Raw genomic sequence first — 25,189 nt, 5'->3', positions numbered from 1 at the left:
CGTTTCTCTATTGAATTTTTTGTCTAACTAACAGTGATAAGAAATACAAACCACCGATAAAATTAATTACTACGCTTAATGTCGTTTCAAACTTAAATATGTTTTCGATAACCCATTGTCCTGAAAGCAACATCGACATTGCCATTAAACTGCTTCCCAGTAGCAAAGTACGATGACGATAGGTATGAAAAAACTCTTTCGCTAAGTTCGCTACCAACAAACCAAAGAACATCACAGGGCCAACTAATGCCGTTGAAACCGAAATTAAAATCGCCACCAAGATAAGTACTTGTTTTGTCACTTTACCAACATCAACACCCAAACTGGTCGCGTTATCATTATCTAGCCAGAACACATCAAGAATATTCGACATTCTAAAAAGAACCGCACTAATAAGAAGTAATGGAATCACACAAAAATAAACAAGATCTTTGTTAATGTTATTAAAACTGGCAAACATACTAGATTGGATCGAAGCAAAATCGTTCGGGTCGACTAACATCGTGAAGAAAGAAGAAATGTTAGAAAATAGCTGTCCAAAAATCACCCCAAGCAATAATAAGGTAATGACGTTACTGTTATTTTTCTTGAAATAAAATCCAAATAACAATAAAGAAAATCCGACCATTATCACAACTGACATCGCAAAGTTTAAAAATGGATTTAATATGAAAACACTAAAGCTACCAAAAATAACAACAACCAATACTTGAGTGAGTAAATACAAGGCATCAAAGCCCATGATACTCGGCGTTAAAATGCGGTTATGCGTAATGGTTTGAAAAACCAAAGACGACTGAGCAATCGCAATACTGGCTAAGATCATCGCCAATACTTTAGGTACACGGCGTGACAAAAAGTATTCATAATTTGAAGCGTCAAGCCCAATACCAATAAACAAAAAGGTGAATAATACGGTACTGAAAGCCAATGCCGTTAATTTAATTGAATCAGACATTTTGCTTACCTTTTACAATAAAGAAAATAAACACCATTCCACCAAGAATACTAATGATCATAGAGATAGGAATTTCATAAGGGAAAATGATCACACGTCCCACAACATCACACGCAAGAATTAATATCGCACCAACAATCGCTGTTAATGGAATATTCCTACGTAGGTTATCACCATAAAATTGTGCCACTAAGTTAGGAACAATGAGTCCAAGGAAAGGTAATTGCCCAACAATCATTACTACTGTTGCCGACATAACAGAAACTAAAATGATGCCAAGAAATAGAATTTGCTTGTAATTCAGACCAATATTAGTAGCGAAGTCTTTACCCATGCCAACAGCAGATAGACGTGTTGCATACCAATAGCTGATCACTGAAATAGGGATTGCGATATACAGTAATTCGTAATTACCTTGAAGAATGTTGGCAAAGTTGGCTACTGTCCACGCTGAAAGGTTTTGTACTGCATCGTATTTATAGGCAACAAAAGTAGCAGCAGAAGAGACAACATTACCAAAAATAATACCGATGAGCGGTACATAAATGGCATTTTTAAATTGAATACGATGAATAAACTGAATGAAAAGAAGCGTACCACCAATTGCCATTGCAAAAATGAGTAGTAAATTATCACCATGCCCAAAGAGTACTAAACTCAATACGTAGCCCAACATAGCGCATTCGATGGTGCCAGAGGTTGATGGTGCAGCAAATCTGTTTTGACTGATCTGTTGCATGATTAGACCGGCAATACTCAAACCCGCACCAGATAATAAAATCGCTAATAAACGTGGTAAACGACTTACCATAAGAAGCTCTAAAGCTTCTGTATCACCACGGAATATAGCCGACAGCGGTAAATCAGCAACGCCAATAAATACCGAAGCAAAACTCAATACAATAAGAACAAGCAATAACTTTTTCAAAGCTAACCTCAGCCTGCACAAAGCGTGCTATCTCAATGAAATAACACGCTTTACAGTGGAATTAGAAATAAATTTAAAGATGAATAGACTGTTTTACATCAGCAATCATTTGATCGGTTGCAGTAACGCCAGAAATCGCTAAATACCATGCATTAATGTCTAGGTAAGTTAAGCTACCGTTCTTATATGCATCAGTTGCTTTTACTAATGGGTTAGCAAACTCTTCACGTGTACGACTTTTATCTTTATTGATCAATTTATCTTTATCAATAATCAGAAGGTTTGATGGGTTTACATCACGGATAAATTCATACGATACCAAATCACCATGACGAGATTCTTTAATACCCTCTACCGCCTCTTTAAATCCAAAGTCTTTATAAATAGAAGAAAAACGCGATTGAGCTCCGAAGGTTGTGATATTACCACCAGCACTCATAACCGTTAATGCTGCAACATTATTTGCTTTATTGTGTTCAGCAATAGCGTTAAATTCAGCATCTACGCTAGCGATTTTCGCTTCAACTTTATCTTGAATTTCAAAAATATTACCTAGCATACGCCATTGTTGTTGTGTGCTTTTCCAATAGCCCGTAGAGTCAGCAGCAAATACGATTGTTGGTGCGATTTCAGACAGATCTTTATATGCTTTTACCGCTCGTGAACCAATAATGATCACATCCGGTTTTTGCATGTAAATAGTTTCAAAATCAGGCTCACTTAAGCTACCAGAAGAAGCATATTCTTTCGTTTTATACTTCAGTAAGTAAGAAGGCATTGTCGTCGCCTGAGTTACCGCAACTGGTTTAATACCAAAATAATCAATGGCATCTAACGTTCCTGTACCAATAACAACAACACGTTGAGGTTTTGTCTCAAGCGTCGTTTTGCCTAATTGATGAGAAACAGTAATCGTTTCAGCATAACTTGATGCAGAAACTAATAAACCAAATAACATTGTAGCGATACTTTTTTTCATATTCTTTACACTCAAGTGATAACTATTCGTATTTCGATTCACTATAATGAAAATGGTTATTATTAACCAGAATAAAAAAGTAAAGATTGTAAAGGCGTAATAAATATAAGGCTATTAAAAGAGAGTTGAGATAATTGTGGTTCTATAGGCAATAAAAAAGGTTCATCGCAGATTAGCGGGAATTGAAAACAAAAACGGCAGTTAGTGGTAAAGTTACATCGCCAAACACAACTTTTCACAAACTGCCGTTTTCATGCCAAATAATACTTTTTTATCATCCTTCTGGAAAGGTTTTCAGATCGTAAAGTCTCATAAAACTGATTCATTAATCTCTATAACCTTAAAACCTGACTCCCCAGCATTCTGCTCTTGCGGGCGACTCTCTGAATTTACTCACGATACTCAGTGGCGAACTATTAAAGACGCTATGATATTAGGAACTCCAGTTGAACTTTTGATTCAGACTAGGCGCATTACATGTTTGCTATGCGGTACAAAAACGGAAGCAATATCTTGGCTTAAACCATACTCACGCCTGACTAATCGATTGATAGAATATATTGAACAACTGCTGCCTTTGCTGCCGATTAAACATATTTCAGAACTGACTGGAGTACATTGGCACACGATAAAGAATATTGATAAACAACGACTTAAACGAGTTATCCCTGACATACCATGGGATAAATTACGCCAACTAGTGATGGATGAGTTTGCCATATTTAAAGGACATCGATATGCAACAGTGATTGCCGATGCGCAGACACATCAAGTGCTTTGGATTGGTTTAGGTAGAAGCCGAACTGATATCAGGCCTTTCTTTGAAGAGCTTGGTAAGCATGCCGAAAATATCGAAGCAGTGGCTATGGATATGAATACAGCTTTCGATCTCGAAGTGAAAGCTCATTGCCCTAATGCACGTATTGTATACGATCTTTTTCATGTGGTAGCCAAATATGGACGAGAGGTAATGGATAGGGTTAGGGTAGATCAAGCGAATCAACTCAAAGAAGACAAAAAAGCTCGTCGTTGGATTAAGCGTTCACGCTGGATCCTTTTGAAAAATAGAGACAATCTAGACGTAAATCAACAGAGTTATTTAGATGAAATACTTTCGGTAAACCACGATTTAATGGTGACTCATTTGCTAGGAGAGCAATTAAAAGAGCTCTGGTATTGTGACTCAGAAACGCAGGCAATAGAACTATGGGATGTATGGTGGCAACAGGTAAATGAGAGTGGGATCAAACCACTAATCAGTTTTGCACGAAAGTTAAAACCATACCTTCACGGAATTGTTAGTTCGTCTTTATATCGATTAAATACATGTACACTGGAAGGAATAAATAACAAAATTAAGTTAATCAAAAGAATGGGGTATGGCTACAGAGATACGGACTATTTCTTTATGAAGATAAAAGCGGCTTTCCCCGGAAAGCCGCGATGAACCATAAAAAAGGCCATTATAGGGGGAATGATAATGGCCTTAAAAATACATAGCTGGTTTTCTTTAGTGTAAGTGTCTCTTCGTTACTTCACATGAAAGAGTCTCATGATCAAACAAGAAACGAAACGCGTGCGAGTTAAAATATTTCCCGTCACTCCATAACACTTCACCAAAGATCTTACAGAGATCCATGTCTGAAGCTGAACCTTTCTTATCGATTAATCCAATAACAGATAAAACTTGGCTCTCTATATCCTTGGGACAATTTTTAATTGACCATTTATGAGTCATACTCATTTTTTCCATAATAATAACTAGCCTAATGTGTTTTTATTTATTGTGCTCAAGTCACAAAACACATTTTAACCCAATGATAACTTAAATCAAGCTTTTTTGTGACTTAAGTCTCACAAAGTGAAATTACTGACAAATTATAGAAGTATAAATAATCAAAAATGAGACCTTTATCATTGATATTTTACATATTTAACACATAAAAAAGGCGCTGTATTAATACAAACGCCTTCGAGATACCACTTTAGTGTTAATGCAAGCTATTGGTATTTAAGGATATTTACTTTCTAAAAATGACATAATGTCGGCAGACTCATACATCCATTGTGTTTCACCATTTTCATTATCAATACGCAAGCATGGTACTTTTATTCTTCCACCTCCCGCTAACAAAGCGGCTCTGTGCTCTTCATTATTTTTTGCATCTCGTAATTCAATGTTCAGTGATTGACGTTTAATCGTTCGACGCACTTTCACACAAAAAGGACACGCTTCAAATTGGTACAAAGAATACTTTGCTGTTTCTGCATCAATTTCAGTCTGTTTAGCAGGATCTCGCTTAACTCCTGAAGGAGAAAATACACAATCCAAACCTAAAATAACCTTACCAAGCACGAAACGAATGACTTTCATGTTTACTCTCCTAAATAATGCATCAATAGCTAACAACGTTGAGCAAATAGATGTTAACTAATGTGAAATATAATAATTATTGTTTTAAAGTTACTGGATTGTAACAGCTTTATTTATATAAAAAAAAGCCTCAAAAGAAATCATCTTATGAGGCTTTAAATTTATCGTTGTTAAAAAGCTAGAACTTATTCAAACTCAACTAGGTTACGTTCAAACTCTTCATGCTGTTTTAGTACTTTATCTTCAGGCTTACCTGTTAATTTACTAACGGCAATAATTGCAATAGTTGCAAAGATAATTCCAGGAACAATCTCATAGACATCAAATAAACCGCCAGTTAATTGCTTCCAAACAACAATCGTTACCCCACCAACAATAATACCAGCAAGAGCACCATTACGGTTCATTCCTTTCCAATAAAGGCTAAGTACAATCGCTGGACCAAATGCCGCACCAAAACCTGCCCATGCGTAAGATACGAGACCAAGAACAGAACTATCAGGATTCATTGCTAATAATAGAGCGATAACAGACAAAGCAACGACAGCGAAACGACCCACATTTACGATCTCTTTGCTTGTTGCGTCTTTCTTCACTAATTGTTTGTAAAGATCTTCAGATAGCGCCGAAGAAGATACAAGTAATTGCGAATCCGCCGTACTCATTATTGCCGCTAAAATAGCAGCTAATAAAATACCAGCAACAACCGGATGGAAAATCGCATTTACTAACAACATAAATACTTTTTCACCATCAATCGCCTCACCTGGCATAGAACCTGTTACATATAGTAAGCCAACAAGACCAACAAGTACGGCGCCAAACATGGATAGAGCAGTCCATACAACAGCAATACGACGCGCTGTCGTTAAATCTTTATTTGTACGGGAAGCTTGGAAACGAGCCAAAATATGTGGTTGTCCAAAGTAACCAAGGCCCCATGCCACTAATGAAATGATTGCAATTGCACTTAGTGGTTTGCCATCCATTCCTGTCCATAAGGTCATTAACTCAGGGTTAATTGCGACAAGCTCTGAACTCAATTGTCCGAAACCACCTTGCATAGCTGCAATAGGTACAATCATCAACGCAGCAGACATTAAAAGACCTTGAACAAGATCGGTCCATGCAACGGCTAAAAATCCACCGAATAAGGTATATGAGACGACACATAATGTTCCAATTACCACAGCCACTTTGTAATCTAAACCAAATACAGTCTCAAATAACTTACCACCAGCAACCAAACCAGAACTCGTATAGAAAAGGAAGAAAAGTAGAATGAATAGAGCTGAAATGGTTTGAATGAGTTTCGATTTGTCATTAAAACGGCGAGACAAAAATTCAGGAAGAGTTAATGAGTCATCCGTTGTCATGCTATAGGTTCTTAAACGTTTTGCACAAATTAACCAGTTTAACCATGTACCAACAAGTAAACCACCAGCAAGCCACAACGACTCTAAACCAGCTGCATAAGCGTAACCAGGTAAACCAAGCAGTAACCAACCACTCATATCTGACGCACCTGCTGACAATGCTGCCGGCCATGGACCTAATGTTCGTCCACCCAAAAAGTAATCTGATGAGCTACTCGTTCGTTTATATGCGTATACCCCAATCGCTAACATCATTATCAAGTAAGCGATAAAAGTGCCTGTAATGGCAAAGTTATTTTCAATCATTTTATTTCCTTTGTGTTATTGGCAGTAATTAACGTCACTCTTGCTATGTTGAGCTTTGCTCTGTAGTTATGGCGCAAAAATGACGGTGTAATATTCATCCTATTGAATATCAGTGGTTACCACCTCCAAGTTCCAGCAGCGTAGCGTTACCACCTACCGCTGTAACATTAATTGTTCGAGTGCGCTCAGTAATAAAGCGTAGAACAAAATGAGGATCAGTAATTGTCGTTAAACCTTCTTGATCCGTTTCTGCGATCAATTGCGCTAATAATCCATCCCTTTGTGCTAATTGTTGATTCAATTCAATTGCTTTTTGAATATCTCCAACAAAACAGACACCAGCTAATCGCTCATCATTTATGTCTACTGCTTCTCTATCCACTTGCTGAACGGTAAATTCAGGAACATTCACCTCATGCAAACTATTAACAATGACAGAAGCCACTTCAGAGTCTTCACCCGAAAGGGCGACAATAATAGCGTTTCCGGCTACTAATGCTGCAGTTATTTGACCAATTAATGCAACAACCGATGCTTTTTTATCCGATGTGATGTAAAAAACACCTCTTGGAGCGGTATAAAGTTCATTACTTTCACCTGTCGGTCCGGGCATTAACTCAACGTCAGTGATAAGTTGTTGCGCTCGTTGACATTGATATCGAACCATTTTAGCCGCAAGTACACCACAATGCGGATTCTCAGCTAACTGATTTGCCCAAGTAAGTAATTTTTCAACTCGAAGTGATGCTGACTCAGATTGCCACTCAGCCAATCCTTGAGAAAACACCGAATCAATGATTTGTGTCATTTTAGTCATGGGATTCTCCTTTCTCATTTTAAAGTCGTTGTATTTGCTTTTGTATAACGCATTAGATAACGAGGTCCACCCGCTTTAGGTCCAGTTCCCGATAACCCTTGCCCACCAAACGGTTGAACACCAACGACGGCACCAACTTGATCACGATTGATATAGCAGTTACCCACTTTGATGTTTTTCTCTATCCGTGTGTATGTCACTTCATTACGGCTGTGGATCCCCATGGTTAATCCAAATCCGGTCGAATTAATCTCAGAAATGACCTTATCTATATCGCTGGCTTTAAAACGAACAATATGAAGAATCGGACCAAACTGTTCATTTTCTAATTGTTTAATTGATTCAATTTCAAACGCACTTGGTGGAACAAAATCTCCCTTTTCAGACCAATTAGGTAGATCGGCTTGTGCAACCAGCACACCTTCTTTTGTCATTCTTTCAATGTGCGCCATCAACTTATCTTTCGCACGCACATCAATAACTGGCCCAACATCAGTACAGTGTAACTCAGGCAATCCGACACTTAGCTCAGCCATTGCCCCTTTAATAAGGTTGATAATTCTATCGGCAATATCTTGTTGAACAAATAACACTCGTAAAGCTGAACAACGCTGACCGGCAGAGGCAAACGCGGAGCGCATTACATCACGTACCACTTGTTCAGGTAATGCAGTGCTGTCTACTATCATGGCATTTTGGCCACCCGTTTCAGCAATAAAAGGGACTGGAGAAACCCCTTCTCCCTCAATTAAACGGTTCGCTAAGGTGCGATTGATGAGTTGTGCAGTTTCAGTTGAACCAGTAAAAGCAACGCCAGCCACACGATGATCAGAGGTCAATGGAGCACCGACGGTTTTCCCATCACCCGGTAATAAATGTACCGCTTGCGGAGCTATTCCCGTCTCTAATAACAATTCAATAGCTCGAACTGCAATCAATGACGTTTGTTCTGCTGGCTTAGCTATAACCGTATTACCAGCAACTAATGCTGCCGTTACTTGACCTAAGAAAATGGCAAGAGGGAAATTCCAAGGGCTAATACAAACAAAAACACCTCGCCCTTGACGTTCAATTTGGCGAGAAATATCATCAAAACCGACGATGGTTTCTGCCGTTGTAAAATTCAATTTAGCTTGAACTGCGTAATAACGACAAAAATCCACCGCTTCACGCACTTCATCGATACTATCATGAATCGTTTTTCCTGCTTCTTTATGACATAAAGCGACAAGTTCAGGCATGTTCATCTCTAACTTATCAGCCAGAGCTTCAAGGTAATCAGCTCGCTCAGCCACTGGCGTTTGCTGCCAAATAGGAAAGTAATCATGAGCAATATCTAACGCGTTGGATACTTGCTCTTGTGAACTCCAGACCAATGAACCAACGTCATTTCCACGATCATAAGGAGAGCTAATAACATGAAGCGCAGAACCATGTTCCTTGATCATGCTTTCGTAATCTCGGATGTTGTTCACGATTGGACCGCCCTGCCAATACGTTTTCATTTGTTCTTTTACTTGATGTTCAAATGGATGGGCTTCACTTTCAACATCTAAGTTAATGCTGTATGAATTTTTACGATCAGAGAAAATATATGGTGGTAGTGGAATTAATTGATTCTCTAATGATGGACACGCTAATAAAGAATCAACAGGATGAACCGTTAAGCTTTCAATTGGACAATTCGCATCAACCAAACGATGAACAAAAGAGCTGTTAGCTCCATTCTCTAATAAACGTCTTACAAGATATGGCAGTAAATCTTTATGGCTGCCTACTGGTGCATAAATACGAACACTGCGATTAAACATATCCATAGCGTGTTCATAAAGTGCATCCCCCATACCATGCAGTCGTTGAAATTCGAATTCATCATGTGTTGCCATAGAGGCAATGGCAGCAACTGTGTGTGCATTATGACTAGCAAACTGTGGGAAAATCTTACCTTTTACATGCTCGCTTAATAAGTAACGAGCGCAAGCTAAATAAGATACGTCAGTGGCCTCTTTACGAGTAAAGACAGGATATCGTGCAAATCCAAACTGTTGAGATAATTTTAATTCCGTATCCCAATATGCACCTTTTACTAACCTAAGTGGAATGAGGTCTCCTTGTTCTTTTGATAACGCCGTTAACCATACCAAAACCGGCAACGCTCGTTTCGAATAAGCTTGAACAACCAGTCCGAACTTTCCCCACCCTTTTACTATGTCGCTACGATATAACTTTTCAAAAAGCTCAAGAGATAACTCTAAACGATCCATTTCTTCTGCATCGATAGTAATACCCACATCCAATTCTCGTGCACGTTCTAATAATTGCAGCACAGATTGGTACATCTCATTCATGACTCGTTCTTTATTCGCAACTTCATAACGAGGATGCAATGCTGACAATTTGATTGAAACCGTTGGTTCTGGGGAATTCGCAATACTTGCAGCACGGCCAACGCTTTCAATAGCCATGATGTAATCTTTAAAATACTTATGAGCATCCGTTTGCGTTAATGCCGCTTCACCTAGCATATCGAAAGAATAGGTATACCCTTTCTCTCGCATCGATAACCCTTTTTTCTGAGCTTCTTCTATGGTTCGCCCAAGTACGAACTGATGCCCCATTATTTTCATGGCTTGATTCATTGCTTGGCGAATCACAGGCTCTGAAAATTTATTAACGAGTCGGCTCAAGGCATTAGATGGAGAACCATCAGCTTTGACATCCATAGATACAACTTTACCCGTTAAAAGAAGTCCCCATGTAGAAGCATTCACAAAGGTAGAATCTGAGTTTTTTAAATGAGACTTCCAATCTGCAACACTCAATTTATCTCGAATTAATGCATCCGCAGTTTCAGTGTCAGGAATACGCATTAGCGCCTCAGCAAGACACATTAATAATATGCCTTCCTTAGTATCTAAACTGTACTCGAGCAAAAGTGCATCTATCATTTGCACCGCTTTTTTGTCATCACGAACACGCTGTATCAGTATCGCTGCGTGCTTTTCCATCATAACGGCTTCACGGTCTGTTGGTTTAGCTAATGGCAATAGCTGGTGCAGCCACTTGGCTTCATCAACCATGTAGAGAGGAGAAATAGCAGACCATAATGATTCTAACGGTTGCTCAATTATAGATGAGGACAATACTTCTTTCGCTTGAAACATACCTGTTTCCTCTTGTTTATCTGACATGATTAACTATAAAGACAGAACCTCATAGCTAAGCTAGTTATTATTAGAGTTTATTGCGAAAGATTCTATTTTCTATTTAGTCTGAATACTTGTCAAAACCTCCGATTTAATTGTTAAATCATCCATACGGTTACAAAATGAGAACAAAAGCGGTAATTTTTAATTACGAATAAAGTTCATATTACGGTAGTGGCTGGGAGAATCTCCCACTTTTTTCATAAAAGCATGGCTAAAAGCACTTTGATTAGCAAAACCAGCTTGTTGTGCAATTTCACCTACAGTAAGGGTACTTTCTCTTAATAATTTCTTTGAGTACTCAATACGCTTTGTAACGATATACTGATGTGGAGTTAAACCAAATTCTTGCTTAAAAATGGCATAAAATTGACTCTCCCCTAAAAAAACAGTGCTTGCTAACTGTGCAATTGTGATCTTAGTTCCGAGATGTAGTGTTATAAAATTGTCGATCACATCTGGATTTAAACGTTTTATTTTTTTTGCTGAATTTTCATCAATTAAATGACGCTCTAACAGGGAAATTATCGTGTTACTGCATGTTCTGCTTAGTAAATGATCATCAATATTTGATTGTATTTCACACACCAATAATTGAATTAAGTGCTGAATTTGACTATCAAGCTGATAATAGCCCATTTTACAAAACAATTTTTTAACTCTTGATGCCAATTCATCATCAGTAAAAAACTGAGGAAAATTAAGGACTAATATTTCTGATTGATACAAACTTAAAAAAGCATGCTCTTGATTCGCCGGAATAACTGCTACTTTACCAGCATAAATAACACTTAAATTATTATTTATTTCAAACTCAGCTTGTCCTTTCAAACCTATCACTAATTGATGATAGTGATGAGAATGCAGTTCTCTTTCTTCCGGCAACATTATGATTTGAGTTGGTGAAATCCAGTCAATTTCCATCATCAATCCATTTAACTCATCTAACCTGATTTAAATTCAGTTTAACCAAGATCATAAAAACAATCTATCTATAACCACCACATGAAAGCATGATCATGATTAAACATTTTACTGCCAATGTATTTTCTACTTATAAATGACAGATACCTCAGTACAACAAACCACCAAAACCCTTTAATTACAAATAGTTATGGTTAAATATCAAAACTAAGAATATATCGTCTCATTAATTAACTTGATCATGCTTTCATACTATCGAAACAATGATCAAGGTTAGTAGATTAGATTATATAAATTACATACTATTTTGGTATAAATTTTGCTTAACACTTAATGTTAAATCTATGAATAACAGATACTCATCTGCATAGATCATTTGCTACATGAAAAGTGAAATATGTAGATCAGTATCAGAATACGTGAACGAAATTTATTTATGTCTAATATTAAAAGCAGAAGAATTATGAATCGTAAAGGACTACCCGCACTAGCTTTAATCTTGTCACCAGCGCTCTTTACGCCAGTTGCGCTTGCCAATACTGAAACACAAATAACAGCTCCAGCTGCTGATTCAGTCGCGTCTATTGATGCGAAGCTTGATCATAAACGCAGTGAAGTTAAACAACTTGAAGGAACTGTTAGAAATGACCAAAATCGACTACGTGATTTACGTAATCAAAGTGATTCTTTAGACAAAAAAGCAGAACAATTAGATGCGAAACGTAAGTTAGCTCAGCGCAACTTAGATGAGCAATACAACCGCATGATTGATGACCCTGATCTTGATATCACTCCTTTCCAAAAACAATACCAAGACTCGTGGAAAGAAGTAAAAGAAAATCAGATTGCTAAGCTTGCTATTCAACAAGATATTCAAGAACAAACTCGTGTTCTAAAAAGCAATAATGCTAAAAAACAACGTGCATTAGACGAACTGGAAATTCTTGGAGAATCACGCCAAGAAGCTCGCGTTCTTCGTTTACAAGAAGAACTAGCAGCACAAGATAGTTTAGATGTTATTCATACCATTACATGTAAAATGTCGATGACCCTTGAAGCATGTGCAAGCCAAGGTAAAACATTGAGCATGCAAAAAGCGGTAAATAACTTCCAACAACAACTCATCAATGGTTTTACTGAAACAGATATCGTAAAACAACACGTTGATAGTGTATCGTTAAATATTCACGTATTAGATAGCGCTATTATTGATAGTGGTTTTAATGGTAGTAACCGTTACACAACTAAGCTTCAAGCTTCTTTACGTGCTCGTCCTAACTCTACTGCTGCTTGTCAACTTCTTGGACTTGAAAACCGTTACTGTATTGAGCAATCAAACTCTTCTTCTTTGAACGATAAAATCAAAAAAGAGAAGAAATGGGTAGGTATTACTATTCGTTCAAATCGTCATGAAGATAACGTAACAGTAAATGGCGTTAATTACGGTAGTACACCAGTAGACGTTATGCTTCCAGCTGGTCAACATCAGATCACTGTTGAGAAGTCAGGTTTCGAACCTTACCGTCGCCAAATGTCATTAACTAAAGACATTACTGTATGGGCTGATCTTAAAGAGCAAGAAAACCGTCCAAAACCAGGTAAAAAGTTTTCTGACCGATTAGGTAACAACCAATTAGCTCCTCAAATGGTAGTTATTGGTTCTGGTAATTTCCACATTGGTAAAAACGCAGCTAACAATGTAACGATTTCTAAAGCTTACTCTATTGGTGCAACACCTGTTACTGTAAATCAATTTAATGCATTTGTTGCTAGTACAGGTTATATCACTGAAGCTGAAAAAGGCGCAGGTTGTAATGCTATCAATGGCGGCGAAACCAAACGTCACCAAAACCAAAACTGGCGTAAACCGGGTTTTGAGCAATCTAAAAACGCTCCTGCCGTTTGTATTTCTAAAAATGATGCTGAAACTTACGCTCAATGGTTAACAAAACAGACAGGCTTTAAGTACGCACTTCCAACAGAAGCACAGTGGGAAATTGCAGCTCGTGCAGGTAGCAAAGATGCATACTGGTGGGGTGACGATATTGGTTCAGGTAATGCAAACACAGGTTGGGGCGGCTCAACGTGGGCTAACAAGTCAACATCTCCTGTAGGCAGCTTTGGCGCAAACCCTTATGGTGTTTACGATACGGCAGGTAACGTATGGGAATGGACAAATGCGAAATCAGGTATCGTTCGTGGTGGCGCATGGAGCTTTGCACCAACAAAAGCAAAAGCTTATGAATCACTAGAATTGAACCCATCAACCAGTGCTAACTACACAGGTTTCCGAGTAGTTCGCGAGTTATAATTTTACTCTGTCCATAAACAACAAAGCCGCTGAATAGTCATGTTCAGCGGCTTTTTTATTAACAGATAAGTCGTCTTAACTTAGAATAAATCTTCTCATACACCATTGTATGCATATGATTATTAATGTTTATTGTGCAAATAAACTCACAGTCATCATATCTTGGTAAATTCCAGCCATTGCATTGGGTGATGCTTGATTTTCAATGTGAATACGTAATACCTCTCCCTTCTCTTTAGAAAAAGAGCGTACTTCATATTCTATCGGTGCACTTAATTTACGCTTCTGCCCATTAACCGTTACAAAATAAGGGATCCTTTTATTAGATGAATCTAAATTCACTAAATCTCCCCTATTTTCAGAAATCAACTTTACACGCACATTTGTGTTACTTTGAACCATGAAATCAATGGTCCTGTGATTACTTTTTGTTAAGTTACCCATATCTAATCGGATCGTACTCCCTGAATAACTTAACCAACGCCCACTATAGCTATTAATTTTTGCATTAACATAAGGTTTTGCCCTGTACTTAAAAGAAGCAATTCGTTCTGACTTAACGCCCATCGTATCTCTTAAATAAAACATCATTTCACTGCTATAAAGGCCGGGCAACAGTTGTTTCCCTTTTGCTATATATAGCCAAAATTTCACTCGATTTTTACCTAAAATAGGCAATTGATAATTCCCTTTGCCATTTTTTATTAACGGTTGTCTATCTGAATTAAATAAAGATGAAATTACGTCACTCTGTGGGCCTTTGATGATTCGGTCACTACTTCGCCCTAATGGTTCTATTTCAATAGCCTTTGCACAACGTCGGAATGCATGACCTAATTCAATATAAGCAGGAAACCACAATCCACCACGATCCCTGAAAGAGCGCTCAACAGGCGTAGTTGATATGATAGCCTTCCACTCACCTTGACACGACTCATTGGGTTCACTTGCATTGACAGGAAAGCAAATTACGATGAACAACAAATAAAAAGCACTACACAATAACCAATTTATATTATTTTTATTTATCATTGTTACATCCCCCTTCACAGGTTATATAGATAACACCTAAATCAACTAAACTAGTCTCTTGCTTGATAATCTGAATAAGTACATCAGGCATATCCATACCATCTGGAGTCAGTGTGTATTTTCCTGACGTTAGTCCTTGAACAAAAAAACGACCTTGTTTATTGGTAAAAAATCGAACGCTTTTGTGATCATTTTTTATTGTTCCTTGGTAATAATCCAAAGGGCTTTCATCATTAAATAACAAGACACCTTTCGCGGTATAAGACGCATCTGAACCAATTTGCATGAAGTGTCCAGTGGCGATTCCTGGTGTAAATGATATTTGTCCTTCCCCCCAGTCATACCCTATCGGAGCATCAGTAACGTTATAATCAACATGATTAGTTGCATAAGGTTGAGATAACGAAAACATACCATTAATTAAAGACGTCGCTTGAGCAGTTGCTACACCATCTTGTGTCACATCTAAATCAGCAGTGCTATTTGGTAATGTTGGATGTAAAGAAGCAATCACAAATGGCCCTGACGGAACCCGTCCCCAACCAATTTGATTATCAACAATACCTATTGCTGTAGAAGCTCTAAGTGATGCTTGATAGTTTTCATATCCCGTAGCTTGCATTTCATGTCTTGATATCTCACTTTCAACTCGAAAACGATTTGCCGTATAACTTGCAACTGCTTTTTGATTTACTTGATAATCATCCTTTTCCGCTTCAATTCGATAACCAGCATCCCCAACTCGTTCAAGTCCTTCATTATTTAAATATATTCTTGAACGCTGACTTTCACTGTTATAAGAAACACCCATTCGGTGGTCGTCATCTTTAGAATACCAACTCCAATCTAGCGTAAACAATATTCTAGAATCAGGTTCTGTGTAACGTTCAGACTCTTCATATTCCATCCCAACTCCAACAGCTAAGTTACGTTTTCTCCAATTCAGGAGTGTCGTAGCTGTTATTTCTTTATCAGCTATTGGATAGGTTGTGAGTCTTCCTGATAACGTTAAATCAAACTCAGAAGTGATCTGCCAAAAGTAATTACCTAAATATCGCAAATAATCATTTTCATATTCGCTTTCTAGCCACGGCTGCCTAACAAATTGTTTAGAATGTTCAATAGCAAGCCGTAAATTTGGCGATTGGCTATCACCTCTTCCGATGACACTATGCTCGTAATCCAGTGAGGTTATTTTTCCTTTATCATGCAGCTCTCCATCACTTATAGAAAAACGCCCTGTTAAATTACCAAAATCAGAGCTAAGCGTAGCTATGCCACCAATAACTTGCCCATCGGTTGTGTGTAGTCCATTAACCCCTAAAGTTAACCAACTTAGAACCCCATATTCAATGAAACCAGCACTTACAACAACATCACTATAATCAATCCCGTCATCGTTATAATTTAATGGTTTACCACTTGAAAAAGCGTAATCAAACAACCCTTCGTCTAGTAACTTACTATTATAAAATTGTGTGAATTTAAGCGTTTCTTGCCTTCCTGATAAATAACTCACCTCAACCGTAATATCATTCGCTCCATTTCCTAGCATTAGGTTTTGCAAATTATATCGCCCTGGCTCTAGCCTTCCGCCAGATATACGCTCACCATTGACATAAACATCGACCTCAGCTGATTCGAGTAATACTAATTGTTGGCTACTTTCAGGACTAATATCTCTATTGGGCTGTAAATCAGCATAACGACTTTCAATTGAAATCCCCCCCAATGCGATATTAGTAATATGCCCAGACTCACCACTACTAATATCTCCAACAGATATTCGTAAAGGCATATTAGGTTCATCATAAAAAGCTTTCCATTCACCTCGCTGAAATCGAGTTTCTTCTTGATCGCTATAAATATAATTAGCCAAAAGAGCATTCACCCCTTTTGCACCACCAATATTCAATTGAGATAGCCAATCAACAGATGTTGACCATGATTCAGTGTTTTTATCCCAATTCATGTCATAACGAGTATTTATGCTATTAAGCCACGCAAAATTTCCACTTTCTGTTGGAATAAATAGAGGGTATCCGTTGGAAAGGTTTATGTCTTGCTCTGCTAATAATTCAGACGACACAGTGACCAAGATAACTAAATTTTCAGGATCTAACTCAATACCTAGACCATTTTCAGCTAGTAATTTCGGTTCAATATAAGCATTTAAGGAAGTGTTTTTCTTTTCTATATTATGCCACCACTCAGGGCTTATCCTCGCTCCAAGTATGGCTTTCAAGTCTTCTTTTCCAATACCTGTTAATGACATACCATCAACCTCAACAGGTACTTCTCCTATTTCTTTATCACTATAAATAATCGGTAGCGTTAAATTAAATGCCGCAAAAGCAGGTACTGTTATCCACAAGGAAATACAACATAGGACAATCCATCGCCACATTATTTATCTTCTTATCATTTCATATTGACTTAAATTATTGAGTCAAGTCACTCACCAGCAAACTAGCACTTTGTCCTGGAACTAAATATTGAAGAGAAATAAAAGGTTCAATATCAGACCATTTCCATGTGTATTTCTTATCGTCTAAACTGACATTCCAGGTCTGTTTACTTACATCTACGACACTGCTACCTACATTATCAATCATCAGAACTGATTGATTATTTTCATTTGTTGATAATTGACTTTTTACGGTTTCATTAACTTTATTTGGTGAAACAAAAACAAGCCCACCAATTCGGAACAGCATTTGAATACTATCGCTACCCATTTCATCTTTTAATGGCAACTGACTTACAATAAGGCGATAAGATTCTGCAATTTCTTTTGGTGAACCAATATATTGTACTTTTATTGTCTGTGAAGCGCCGGGAGCAATAAGTGCTTGTGGAGGGAAAACAAAGATATCTGCACTCTCAATCAAAACTTCCGATTCTTCTCCTGTTACTTGTCTTTTTCTGACTTCAATTTCAACAGGAAGAGGTTGTAGTGAGGCATTTGTAATTTTAAAGAAACCTGAATTGTCTTTACCATGGTCACTAAAAAAGTTAACCATTGGAAAAAGCTCAAATGCACTAAGATGAAATGGAAAAATAAGAGTTAATAAGAATACATATATTTGTTTTTTCATATAAACCTCAATGGGGGGATATTATCCCCCCAAAAACTACTCTGGTTATCATTACATATGGAATAAGCTTACATACATAGAACCTGCATATTCACCATGACGCGCACCAACTTGTGGTAATGATTTAATTTTTAAAACATGTTTAGCTGACATTGATTTATCAAGGCTATTGCTAATATCAATTTCTTTATAAATACGAGTAACGTTTGTTGAGCCATCGTTTACGACTTTTTCCCCTTTAAACTTATACTGCATAGGGATCACATCCCCATTACCATTTTTAAACTGGAAACCGTCAATAAGTAGGTTTGCTTTACTACCATACGAGTTACACCACGCTTTAAATGCGAACTTCTTCGTATCCGATTCTTTCGCTAAATCAAACGTGATAGTTTCTAAATTTTTGTTTGCAACCATTTCACAGCGCTTAGGAACTTCACCTTTAAATTTCACATGAAAATCTGCACGCCCTTCATCACTACCAACAACCCAATCAGATGCAGTTGCACCTGTAGAACATAATAAAGCTAAAACAGCTCCACCAATTAAACCTTTCATTAGTCTTCTCCTTTCCTTAGTTGACTATTTTATATACATCAACTTGACTGTACCGCTATAAATATAGAGATAAAGGAGAAATAGGATATAGGCCATATGTCTAGAGTTATCACTTAAAAGGGGGATTATTGGCCTAACTCATCCTATACTGTTGGTGTTATTACTTTCTTTTCATTATCAACGAGTAAAGAGAAAAGTTGCCTACGTCCATTTTTTCCCGTTTTTAATAAAATACTCGAAACATGACATTTAATCGTGCTTGGACTGACATTCATTTGCATTGCAATTTCCTTATTACTGCTTCCTTGTAATAAATATAGAAAAACCTGCTGCTCCCTAACCGTAAGTGCATACTTTACCGCTAATATATTAATCGAGTGATTTGATTGATGACCAATATGAGTGGCTTGTTTAAGCGACAATGACATTGCCTCTCGACTAAACCATAACTGCCCAGAAATAACGGTCCTTATCGCTTTGGGTAGCATTTCTATCGTATATGCTTTATCAATTAGGCCAGAGAAGCCCAACGCAATAAAACCAGCACTACTCTCTGTATCACACTGCTTTGCATTTACAATAACCCACTCCCCGCCACGTTCACCTGGAGACACTAAATTTAATGATGGATTACCCAAACTTTCTTTATCATAAATGACGATCGTTCCCGGTCTTATATTCCACAAATTAGATAATGAAGTTAAGTGTTGGAAATTATAGCTAACAAAGATCGTAGATAGCCCTCCGATAAGGATATCAGCCCATTCATTATTTGTTGATACAATATATATTTCGCTGTATTTATTCATTTCAACTCATACTGTCTATAGGTTAAAAGTATTAAGATCCCTCACTGCAATAGTTTATATATTCAGTGCAAATAACATATAACAGAGTAATAAATCACTCTAATGCAGTTATCACAGTTATTAATAAAACAGTATTTAAATCTATTTTTTGAGATGCTCTTCGAATATGTATTAATTTGTCGTACCTGCTTAAGACATATGGCTAAAGCAAACAAGGTGGGGTTTATATCTGCTTCTATTCTGTGTGGTCAAACCTGATGTTTAACTTCTGGGGTTACATCTCTTGTTCGTGTAAATCGCTATTTTAATAGTTACATTCCCAATATTGTGCATATTTAATAGTTTAGAAATAATGTAAATCCTGAGATACTTTATCCATGATTCATTAGCCAATAGAAAATATGCAAGAATCCTTAGATATCAGTTGGTCGTTAATGGGGCTGTTTAGCCTTACATTAATCATTCCGTTTTCAATTAATCGCATTTACCAATTAGATCTCGCTAAAGACATGGCTATCAGTGTGATTAGAATGATCACACAACTGGCTTTTATTGGTCTGTATCTTGAATTTGTCTTTCAATTAAATAATCCATTGTTAAATGCACTATGGATTATATTAATGATTGCTATCGGCTCTAGCTCTATCATTGCTAAAGCCAAACTACCAAAAAGACGCCTGCTGTTTCCCGTAGCTACTGGTTTATTTATTGGACTTTCACCATTGGTCATTTTACTTAGTTCGGTAATCATTCAACCAACCCCACTTTATAGCGCTCAATATGTGATCCCTCTAGCTGGTATGTTATTAGGCAATAGTTTGAGTGGAAATATCGTTGCTTTGCAAAACTTATTCACTGCATTTAAAGAACGAGAGAGTGAGTATCATGCCGCTATCGCTCTTGGCGCATCTCCGCACTATGCAACTCTTCCTTTTGTTCGTGCGGCAATGCAAAAAGCCTTTGCTCCTATTATGGCATCAATGGCTACAACAGGCTTAGTTACCCTTCCTGGCATGATGACAGGTCAAATCTTAGGAGGGGTTAACCCTATGGTTGCTATAAAATATCAACTGCTTATTTTAATCGCTATTTTTGTTATGCTGACCATATCTGTCACTATCACATTACAACTGACCCTCAAGAACAATATTTCAAAAGAAGGGAAAGTATTAGTGCGTTTTCTTAATTAACGATCCAATAAAAAGAAATAAAGGAGCCTTCTTACATGGAATACTCAACACTTGGTAGCAGTAATCTCTCAGTTTCTCGTATCTGTTTAGGTAGCATGACTTGGGGAAAACAAAACACCCAAGAAGACGCCAATCAACAAATTGATTATGCGCTAAGCCAAGGCATTAACTTTATCGATACCGCTGAAATGTATGCGGTACCGCCATCACCTGATACCTACGGTAAAACAGAAACCATCATTGGTAACTGGCTAGCAGCGAATCCTGAACGACGTAAAGAAATCATCTTAGCCTCTAAAATTGCAGGTCCAGGTTTACCTTGGGTTCGTGATGGTGGAGCAATCACAGGTGAAGCCGTTATTGCTGCGGTTGATGCCTCACTTGCACGATTACAAACAGATTATATTGACCTCTACCAACTGCATTGGCCAAACCGTACTTCCCCACATTTTGGTAAGCACTTTCCAAATCAATTCAAATTCAGTGAATTCGATGCAAAGAAAGAAGAAGCCGATATGCTTGAAATTTTACAAGCACTAGATACTTGTGTAAAAGCAGGGAAAATCCATCATATAGGATTATCAGACGATACTCCGTGGGGCATCAATACCTATCTAAAATTGAGTGAAAAATACGATTTACCAAGAATGGTTTCAATTCAAAACGAATTCAGTTTATTGCATGCAAAAGACTGGCCTTATCTCATTGAAAACTGTATTCATGAAAATGTGGCTTACCTACCTTGGTCACCACTGGCTGGCGGCATGTTAAGTGGTAAATATTTAGATGGAAAAATGCCAGAAGGCAGCCGTTGGACCTTCTCACAACGTAATGGTATTTTCCGAGATACACCTGCTGCAAATGAAGCAGTACGCGCCTATATGAATGTTGCTGAGAAACATGGTTATACGCCTTGCCAATTGGCATTAGCTTGGTGTGATCAAGTAGATGGCGTTACATCGACTATTATTGGTGCAACCTCTCTAGAGCAATTAAAAGAAGATATTGAGGCGTTCTCAAAACCATTAAGTGACGAAGCTATTTCAGATATTAATGCAGTATTTAGACAATACCCAATGCCGTTTTAATGCAAATATAGCTAATTGAATGCTCACTACATAGAAAAATGGCGCATCTTATCTTGATGCGCCATTTTATTCTTTTAATCTCTGAGTAAGAGTTTACTTAGCTTCTAACGATAATAATACGCTGCTGGTGTCTTGCTCAATGTCAAAGCGACTATCCAGTAAGAACACACGAGCGGCATCAACTTTTACCACATCCACCAAATACGCTTTTACTGCTTGTGCTCGCTGTTGAGCTAATTGCCCAAGTTCGCCTTCATTTATTTTTTGCTTATTTAAAACCAAATTATATAAAGCAATATGCCAACGTTTATTTAACTCTTCATCCGTTAACTCTATATCTTTTGCTTCTTCTTCGTCTTCAATTCGATCTTTTACTTCAGTGGCTTTTTCACCGTACTCCGCTTTATATATACTTTGCAAAGCGTCTGATAATGGACCCGAAGTTGGCATTGAACTCGCTGTTAAGTTTTGAGGTAATTCATTTTCTGGGATTTTAGCCGCTTCCACTAACAATTGATTAAAATGTTCTAACTCAAGCGCCTTACTGTCTTCTTGCGCATTCACAGCGCCATCAACAGTTAATTTTAGTTTAGGACGAGTTTCTAATGCTTTACCTAACGTCTGTAGTTTCTCTTGCTCTTCTATTGTTAACTCATCAGTACCAAATTGAAAGGCAATGACATTTAATTCTTCATCAGAGCCAGCAAGACCTGCGATAAATGAAAATGGTGCAGTAACCGCTTTAGTGATGATATTTGAAATCGTACTCCAAATGACAGCACCTAAACTAAACTCTGGATCATTCACATCACCAGATACTTCAACCCCAAGATCAATCACTCCATCGTTATCTTGCAATAAAGCGATCGCTAACTCTAACGGTAGTGAGGTTGCTAAATCACTATCACTGGCTTTACCTAATTTCAGTTGATCGATAATCACATGGTTCTCACCTTTTAGCTGATTATTTTCTAACTGGTAATTAAGCGCTAATGTTAATTGCCCTTTATCGATATAGTGACCTGCATATGTGCCTGAATATGGATTTACCGTCGTCAACTCTACACTCTTAAATACCACATCCAAATCTAAATACGGTTGCTTAAGTAATGGGTTAATCTCCCCTTTCACTTTTACTGGTGCGTATTTCTCAATGTTACCGCTAATATCAACCGTCGCCTTTGTTCCTGGAATACTCGATACATGGCCAATGTTGCCTTTTAGTTGTTCGATACCAGAAGAGAAATTCGGCGTCAGTGAGTTATCAGCAAAGAAAGCCGAACCATTATTAAACGCTATCTTTCTCACGCTTAATGCAAACGGCTTCTGACCCTTTTTCTTCGTTGTCGATTTTGATTTTTTGGCTTTAGGTTGAGCAACAATCAAATCACCGATATTGGTGGAACGATCTTTGTTAATCACCACTCGAGCATAAGGCTGACTAACACTTAGCGTATCAATAGCTAACTTAGACTTTTGTAAATCAAAATCAAATTTGTTCACCGCTAATGAGCGCCATTTTACAAACGGTTTTCTCAGCTTATTATCACGAATAGAAAGATGATTAACTTGCACCCCACCATTCACGATAACCTTGCCTTCTGCATTAGCATTTAACTTAGCTTGTGTATTCACTTCACCTTTAGTGAGCGTAGCATTTACTGCTGTTGCTAAATAAGGCTGAAACTGAGCAAGTTTTAATGATTTAACATCAATATCAGCCATTACGGCTTGTTGTTTAGCATCAGCCTGGCCCTTAACGCTTATATCCCCTTTGCTATTAACTGAAGCAAAGAAATCAAAATCAATAGGCTTAGATAAATCACTAACAATTTGACTCGTCGTTAAATTAATAGGAGAAATCTGCCACAGGTTGGCTTTTTTAGTAACAACCTTTTCTTCTACGTTTAACTGGTAATCTTTAATTTCTATACCATCAAGCGTTACCAACCATGACTGAGAAACTTCTGTAGATTTTGGCTCTGTTTCTACTGAATCATCTTTATGTTCTTTTGGTACTTCAGCAATAAACTTAGGTGTGAATAAATTAACAAGGTCAGCGCCCTTATCATCAACTTTTGCTGAAACCTGTAAGCCTTGTGAAGTAACAGATGCAATCGTAACCGTTTGCTTTTCTACATTCGTTGCAATGCCATTTACAGAGAAACTAGGCAGTGAAACAATGGATTTATCTTCTGCATTAAAATTTAAGTGATTAACAGAGAAGACGCCTTCATCAGTAGTGATGCTCATCGTATCGTCATTTTCAGTATCACCGATGGTTTGAGCCACATAATAGTTCGATGAAAAATTCACATTCCCTGAGGTTAATTTGGCAATAATGTCTTTTTCAATAAAGCCCCATAAGCGTGGTAATTCAATCTTCTGAACATGAATATCACCGACCACTTCTAACGGTTTTAATTGCACTTGACCTTTGAGCTCTACCTTGCCCGAATCTGCATCTGTAATTTGTAGACGATACTCATTCTTATACTCAACATTCGTTAATAAGCTTTGTGTAGAAAATGAACCCAACGTGAAGTTGATATCTGGATAGACTAACTCTGTTTCAGTGACACCATCAAAAAATCTGACATGACCTTGAGCTAGTCTTGTTTGTTTAATCAAAACAGGAAATAACGCTTTATGACGATCAATTGGCTCTTCTATTGATGGTTCTACTTTTTCTTCTGACGCCAAATTACGTGCAACAGCACTTAAAATATCATTGAAATTAAATACCAATTGTTCGGTATCATTTAAACGTTCAATATCAACATAAGGTTTATCTAATGCGATATATTCAACTGAAATTGCTGCATTAAAAATCGACTCCCAAAAGTTAATTTTTACGCCTGCATTCTCAAAGCGCACAAAGGAAGTTGAAGATTCAGCGTCCTGAATGGAAAACTGATGAAGATCTAATTGAAGAGTAAAAGGATTAAACGTCACGTCAGTTAACGTCACAGGACGTTCTATAAGTTTAGAAAGCTGTTCAGGGATCTGCTGCTTAGCAATATATGGTACCAATAAGCCAAACAATGCAGCATATAAAAGATAAGCACTTAATGCATACGTACTCCAGCGAATACGACGAGGAAAAGAACGAAACTTTTCAACTACAGCTTTAAATTTGTTCGACATTTTTACCTACTACTCCTACGTCTATAGCAGTCTCATGACGTATTAAGCATTCTTAATATAATCATTAACGATTCAAAATCAGTAATTA

Annotated in this window: 19 protein-coding genes; 4 read left to right on the top strand and 15 right to left on the bottom strand. The window is 37.5% G+C overall.

Annotation, left to right across the window (positions count from 1 at the left end; all coding sequences use genetic code 11):
* Window positions 1–7: 7 nt before the first annotated feature.
* From AVFI_RS16550 to AVFI_RS16540, 3 genes are all read right to left on the bottom strand, one after another.
* Complete coding sequence (locus AVFI_RS16550; RefSeq protein ID WP_188863636.1) at window positions 8–958, bottom strand: iron chelate uptake ABC transporter family permease subunit; 951 nt, start codon at window positions 956–958, stop codon at window positions 8–10.
* Window positions 951–1,886: an iron chelate uptake ABC transporter permease subunit VctD gene (gene vctD / locus AVFI_RS16545; RefSeq protein ID WP_012535029.1), complete on the bottom strand. Its 936-nt coding sequence runs from the start codon at window positions 1,884–1,886 to the stop codon at window positions 951–953. The genes AVFI_RS16550 and vctD overlap by 8 nt, the downstream gene beginning before the upstream one ends.
* A 73-nt stretch (window positions 1,887–1,959) precedes the next feature.
* Window positions 1,960–2,865, bottom strand: a complete 906-nt coding sequence (locus AVFI_RS16540) for a siderophore ABC transporter substrate-binding protein (RefSeq protein WP_065596706.1) — start codon at window positions 2,863–2,865, stop codon at window positions 1,960–1,962.
* Window positions 2,866–3,118: 253 nt separating this feature from the next.
* Between AVFI_RS16540 and AVFI_RS16535 the strand changes: the two genes are divergently transcribed.
* The gene (locus AVFI_RS16535; protein WP_199414938.1) at window positions 3,119–4,312 is read left to right on the top strand and encodes an ISL3 family transposase; all 1,194 of its coding nucleotides are present in this window, start codon (window positions 3,119–3,121) and stop codon (window positions 4,310–4,312) included.
* Window positions 4,313–4,375: 63 nt separating this feature from the next.
* On the opposite strand, the gene AVFI_RS16530 is transcribed toward AVFI_RS16535, so the two are convergent.
* The 6 genes from AVFI_RS16530 to AVFI_RS16505 all read right to left on the bottom strand — a co-directional run bounded on the left by AVFI_RS16530 (window position 4,376) and on the right by AVFI_RS16505 (window position 11,868).
* Entirely contained in the window at window positions 4,376–4,603 is a 228-nt protein-coding gene (locus AVFI_RS16530) for a hypothetical protein (protein WP_005423266.1), read from the bottom strand.
* Window positions 4,604–4,876: 273 nt separating this feature from the next.
* Window positions 4,877–5,239, bottom strand: coding sequence for a glutaredoxin family protein (locus AVFI_RS16525; protein WP_012535389.1), 363 nt, complete (start codon window positions 5,237–5,239; stop codon window positions 4,877–4,879).
* A gap of 185 nt (window positions 5,240–5,424) precedes the next feature.
* Window positions 5,425–6,921, bottom strand: a complete 1,497-nt coding sequence (putP, locus tag AVFI_RS16520) for a sodium/proline symporter PutP (RefSeq protein ID WP_012534829.1) — start codon at window positions 6,919–6,921, stop codon at window positions 5,425–5,427.
* A gap of 109 nt (window positions 6,922–7,030) precedes the next feature.
* A complete protein-coding gene (locus AVFI_RS16515) occupies window positions 7,031–7,738 on the bottom strand; it encodes an aldehyde dehydrogenase family protein (RefSeq protein WP_188863822.1) in 708 nt (235 codons plus the stop codon).
* Between the two features lie 14 nt (window positions 7,739–7,752).
* Window positions 7,753–10,902: a bifunctional proline dehydrogenase/L-glutamate gamma-semialdehyde dehydrogenase PutA gene (gene putA / locus AVFI_RS16510; protein WP_188863823.1), complete on the bottom strand. Its 3,150-nt coding sequence runs from the start codon at window positions 10,900–10,902 to the stop codon at window positions 7,753–7,755.
* A 186-nt stretch (window positions 10,903–11,088) separates the two neighbouring features.
* Entirely contained in the window at window positions 11,089–11,868 is a 780-nt protein-coding gene (locus tag AVFI_RS16505) for a helix-turn-helix transcriptional regulator (RefSeq protein WP_017018830.1), read from the bottom strand.
* A gap of 463 nt (window positions 11,869–12,331) precedes the next feature.
* On the opposite strand from AVFI_RS16505, the gene AVFI_RS16500 reads away from it, so the two are divergent.
* Window positions 12,332–14,179 (top strand): SUMF1/EgtB/PvdO family nonheme iron enzyme, encoded by a 1,848-nt coding sequence (locus AVFI_RS16500; RefSeq protein ID WP_017018831.1) that lies wholly within the window; start codon window positions 12,332–12,334, stop codon window positions 14,177–14,179.
* A 129-nt stretch (window positions 14,180–14,308) separates the two neighbouring features.
* Here the strand turns inward: AVFI_RS16500 and AVFI_RS16495 are convergent, their stop codons facing one another.
* The 5 genes from AVFI_RS16495 to AVFI_RS16475 form a co-directional block, all read right to left on the bottom strand.
* Window positions 14,309–15,211 (bottom strand): hypothetical protein, encoded by a 903-nt coding sequence (locus AVFI_RS16495; RefSeq protein WP_054776036.1) that lies wholly within the window; start codon window positions 15,209–15,211, stop codon window positions 14,309–14,311.
* On the bottom strand, window positions 15,201–17,618 hold the full coding sequence (locus tag AVFI_RS16490; protein WP_188863821.1) for a fimbria/pilus outer membrane usher protein: 2,418 nt from the start codon (window positions 17,616–17,618) through the stop codon (window positions 15,201–15,203). The genes AVFI_RS16495 and AVFI_RS16490 overlap by 11 nt, the downstream gene beginning before the upstream one ends.
* 34 nt (window positions 17,619–17,652) lie before the next feature.
* Window positions 17,653–18,309 (bottom strand): fimbrial biogenesis chaperone, encoded by a 657-nt coding sequence (locus AVFI_RS16485; RefSeq protein WP_188863820.1) that lies wholly within the window; start codon window positions 18,307–18,309, stop codon window positions 17,653–17,655.
* 51 nt (window positions 18,310–18,360) lie between these two features.
* Complete coding sequence (locus tag AVFI_RS16480; protein ID WP_005423300.1) at window positions 18,361–18,867, bottom strand: hypothetical protein; 507 nt, start codon at window positions 18,865–18,867, stop codon at window positions 18,361–18,363.
* Between the two features lie 143 nt (window positions 18,868–19,010).
* On the bottom strand, window positions 19,011–19,676 hold the full coding sequence (locus AVFI_RS16475) for a helix-turn-helix transcriptional regulator (RefSeq protein ID WP_005423301.1): 666 nt from the start codon (window positions 19,674–19,676) through the stop codon (window positions 19,011–19,013).
* A 401-nt stretch (window positions 19,677–20,077) separates the two neighbouring features.
* Between AVFI_RS16475 and AVFI_RS16470 the strand changes: the two genes are divergently transcribed.
* Complete coding sequence (locus AVFI_RS16470) at window positions 20,078–20,866, top strand: ABC transporter permease (RefSeq protein WP_054776037.1); 789 nt, start codon at window positions 20,078–20,080, stop codon at window positions 20,864–20,866.
* A gap of 35 nt (window positions 20,867–20,901) precedes the next feature.
* Complete coding sequence (locus tag AVFI_RS16465; RefSeq protein ID WP_054776038.1) at window positions 20,902–21,954, top strand: aldo/keto reductase; 1,053 nt, start codon at window positions 20,902–20,904, stop codon at window positions 21,952–21,954.
* A gap of 93 nt (window positions 21,955–22,047) precedes the next feature.
* Here AVFI_RS16465 and AVFI_RS16460 read toward each other — a convergent pair whose 3' ends face one another.
* Complete coding sequence (locus tag AVFI_RS16460; protein ID WP_188863819.1) at window positions 22,048–25,101, bottom strand: DUF748 domain-containing protein; 3,054 nt, start codon at window positions 25,099–25,101, stop codon at window positions 22,048–22,050.
* Between the last annotated feature and the right edge of the window lie 88 nt (window positions 25,102–25,189).

This window comes from Aliivibrio fischeri ATCC 7744 = JCM 18803 = DSM 507 (assembly GCF_023983475.1).
Lineage (GTDB): Bacteria > Pseudomonadota > Gammaproteobacteria > Enterobacterales > Vibrionaceae > Aliivibrio > Aliivibrio fischeri.
This window is presented reverse-complemented; position numbering and strand designations above follow the sequence as displayed.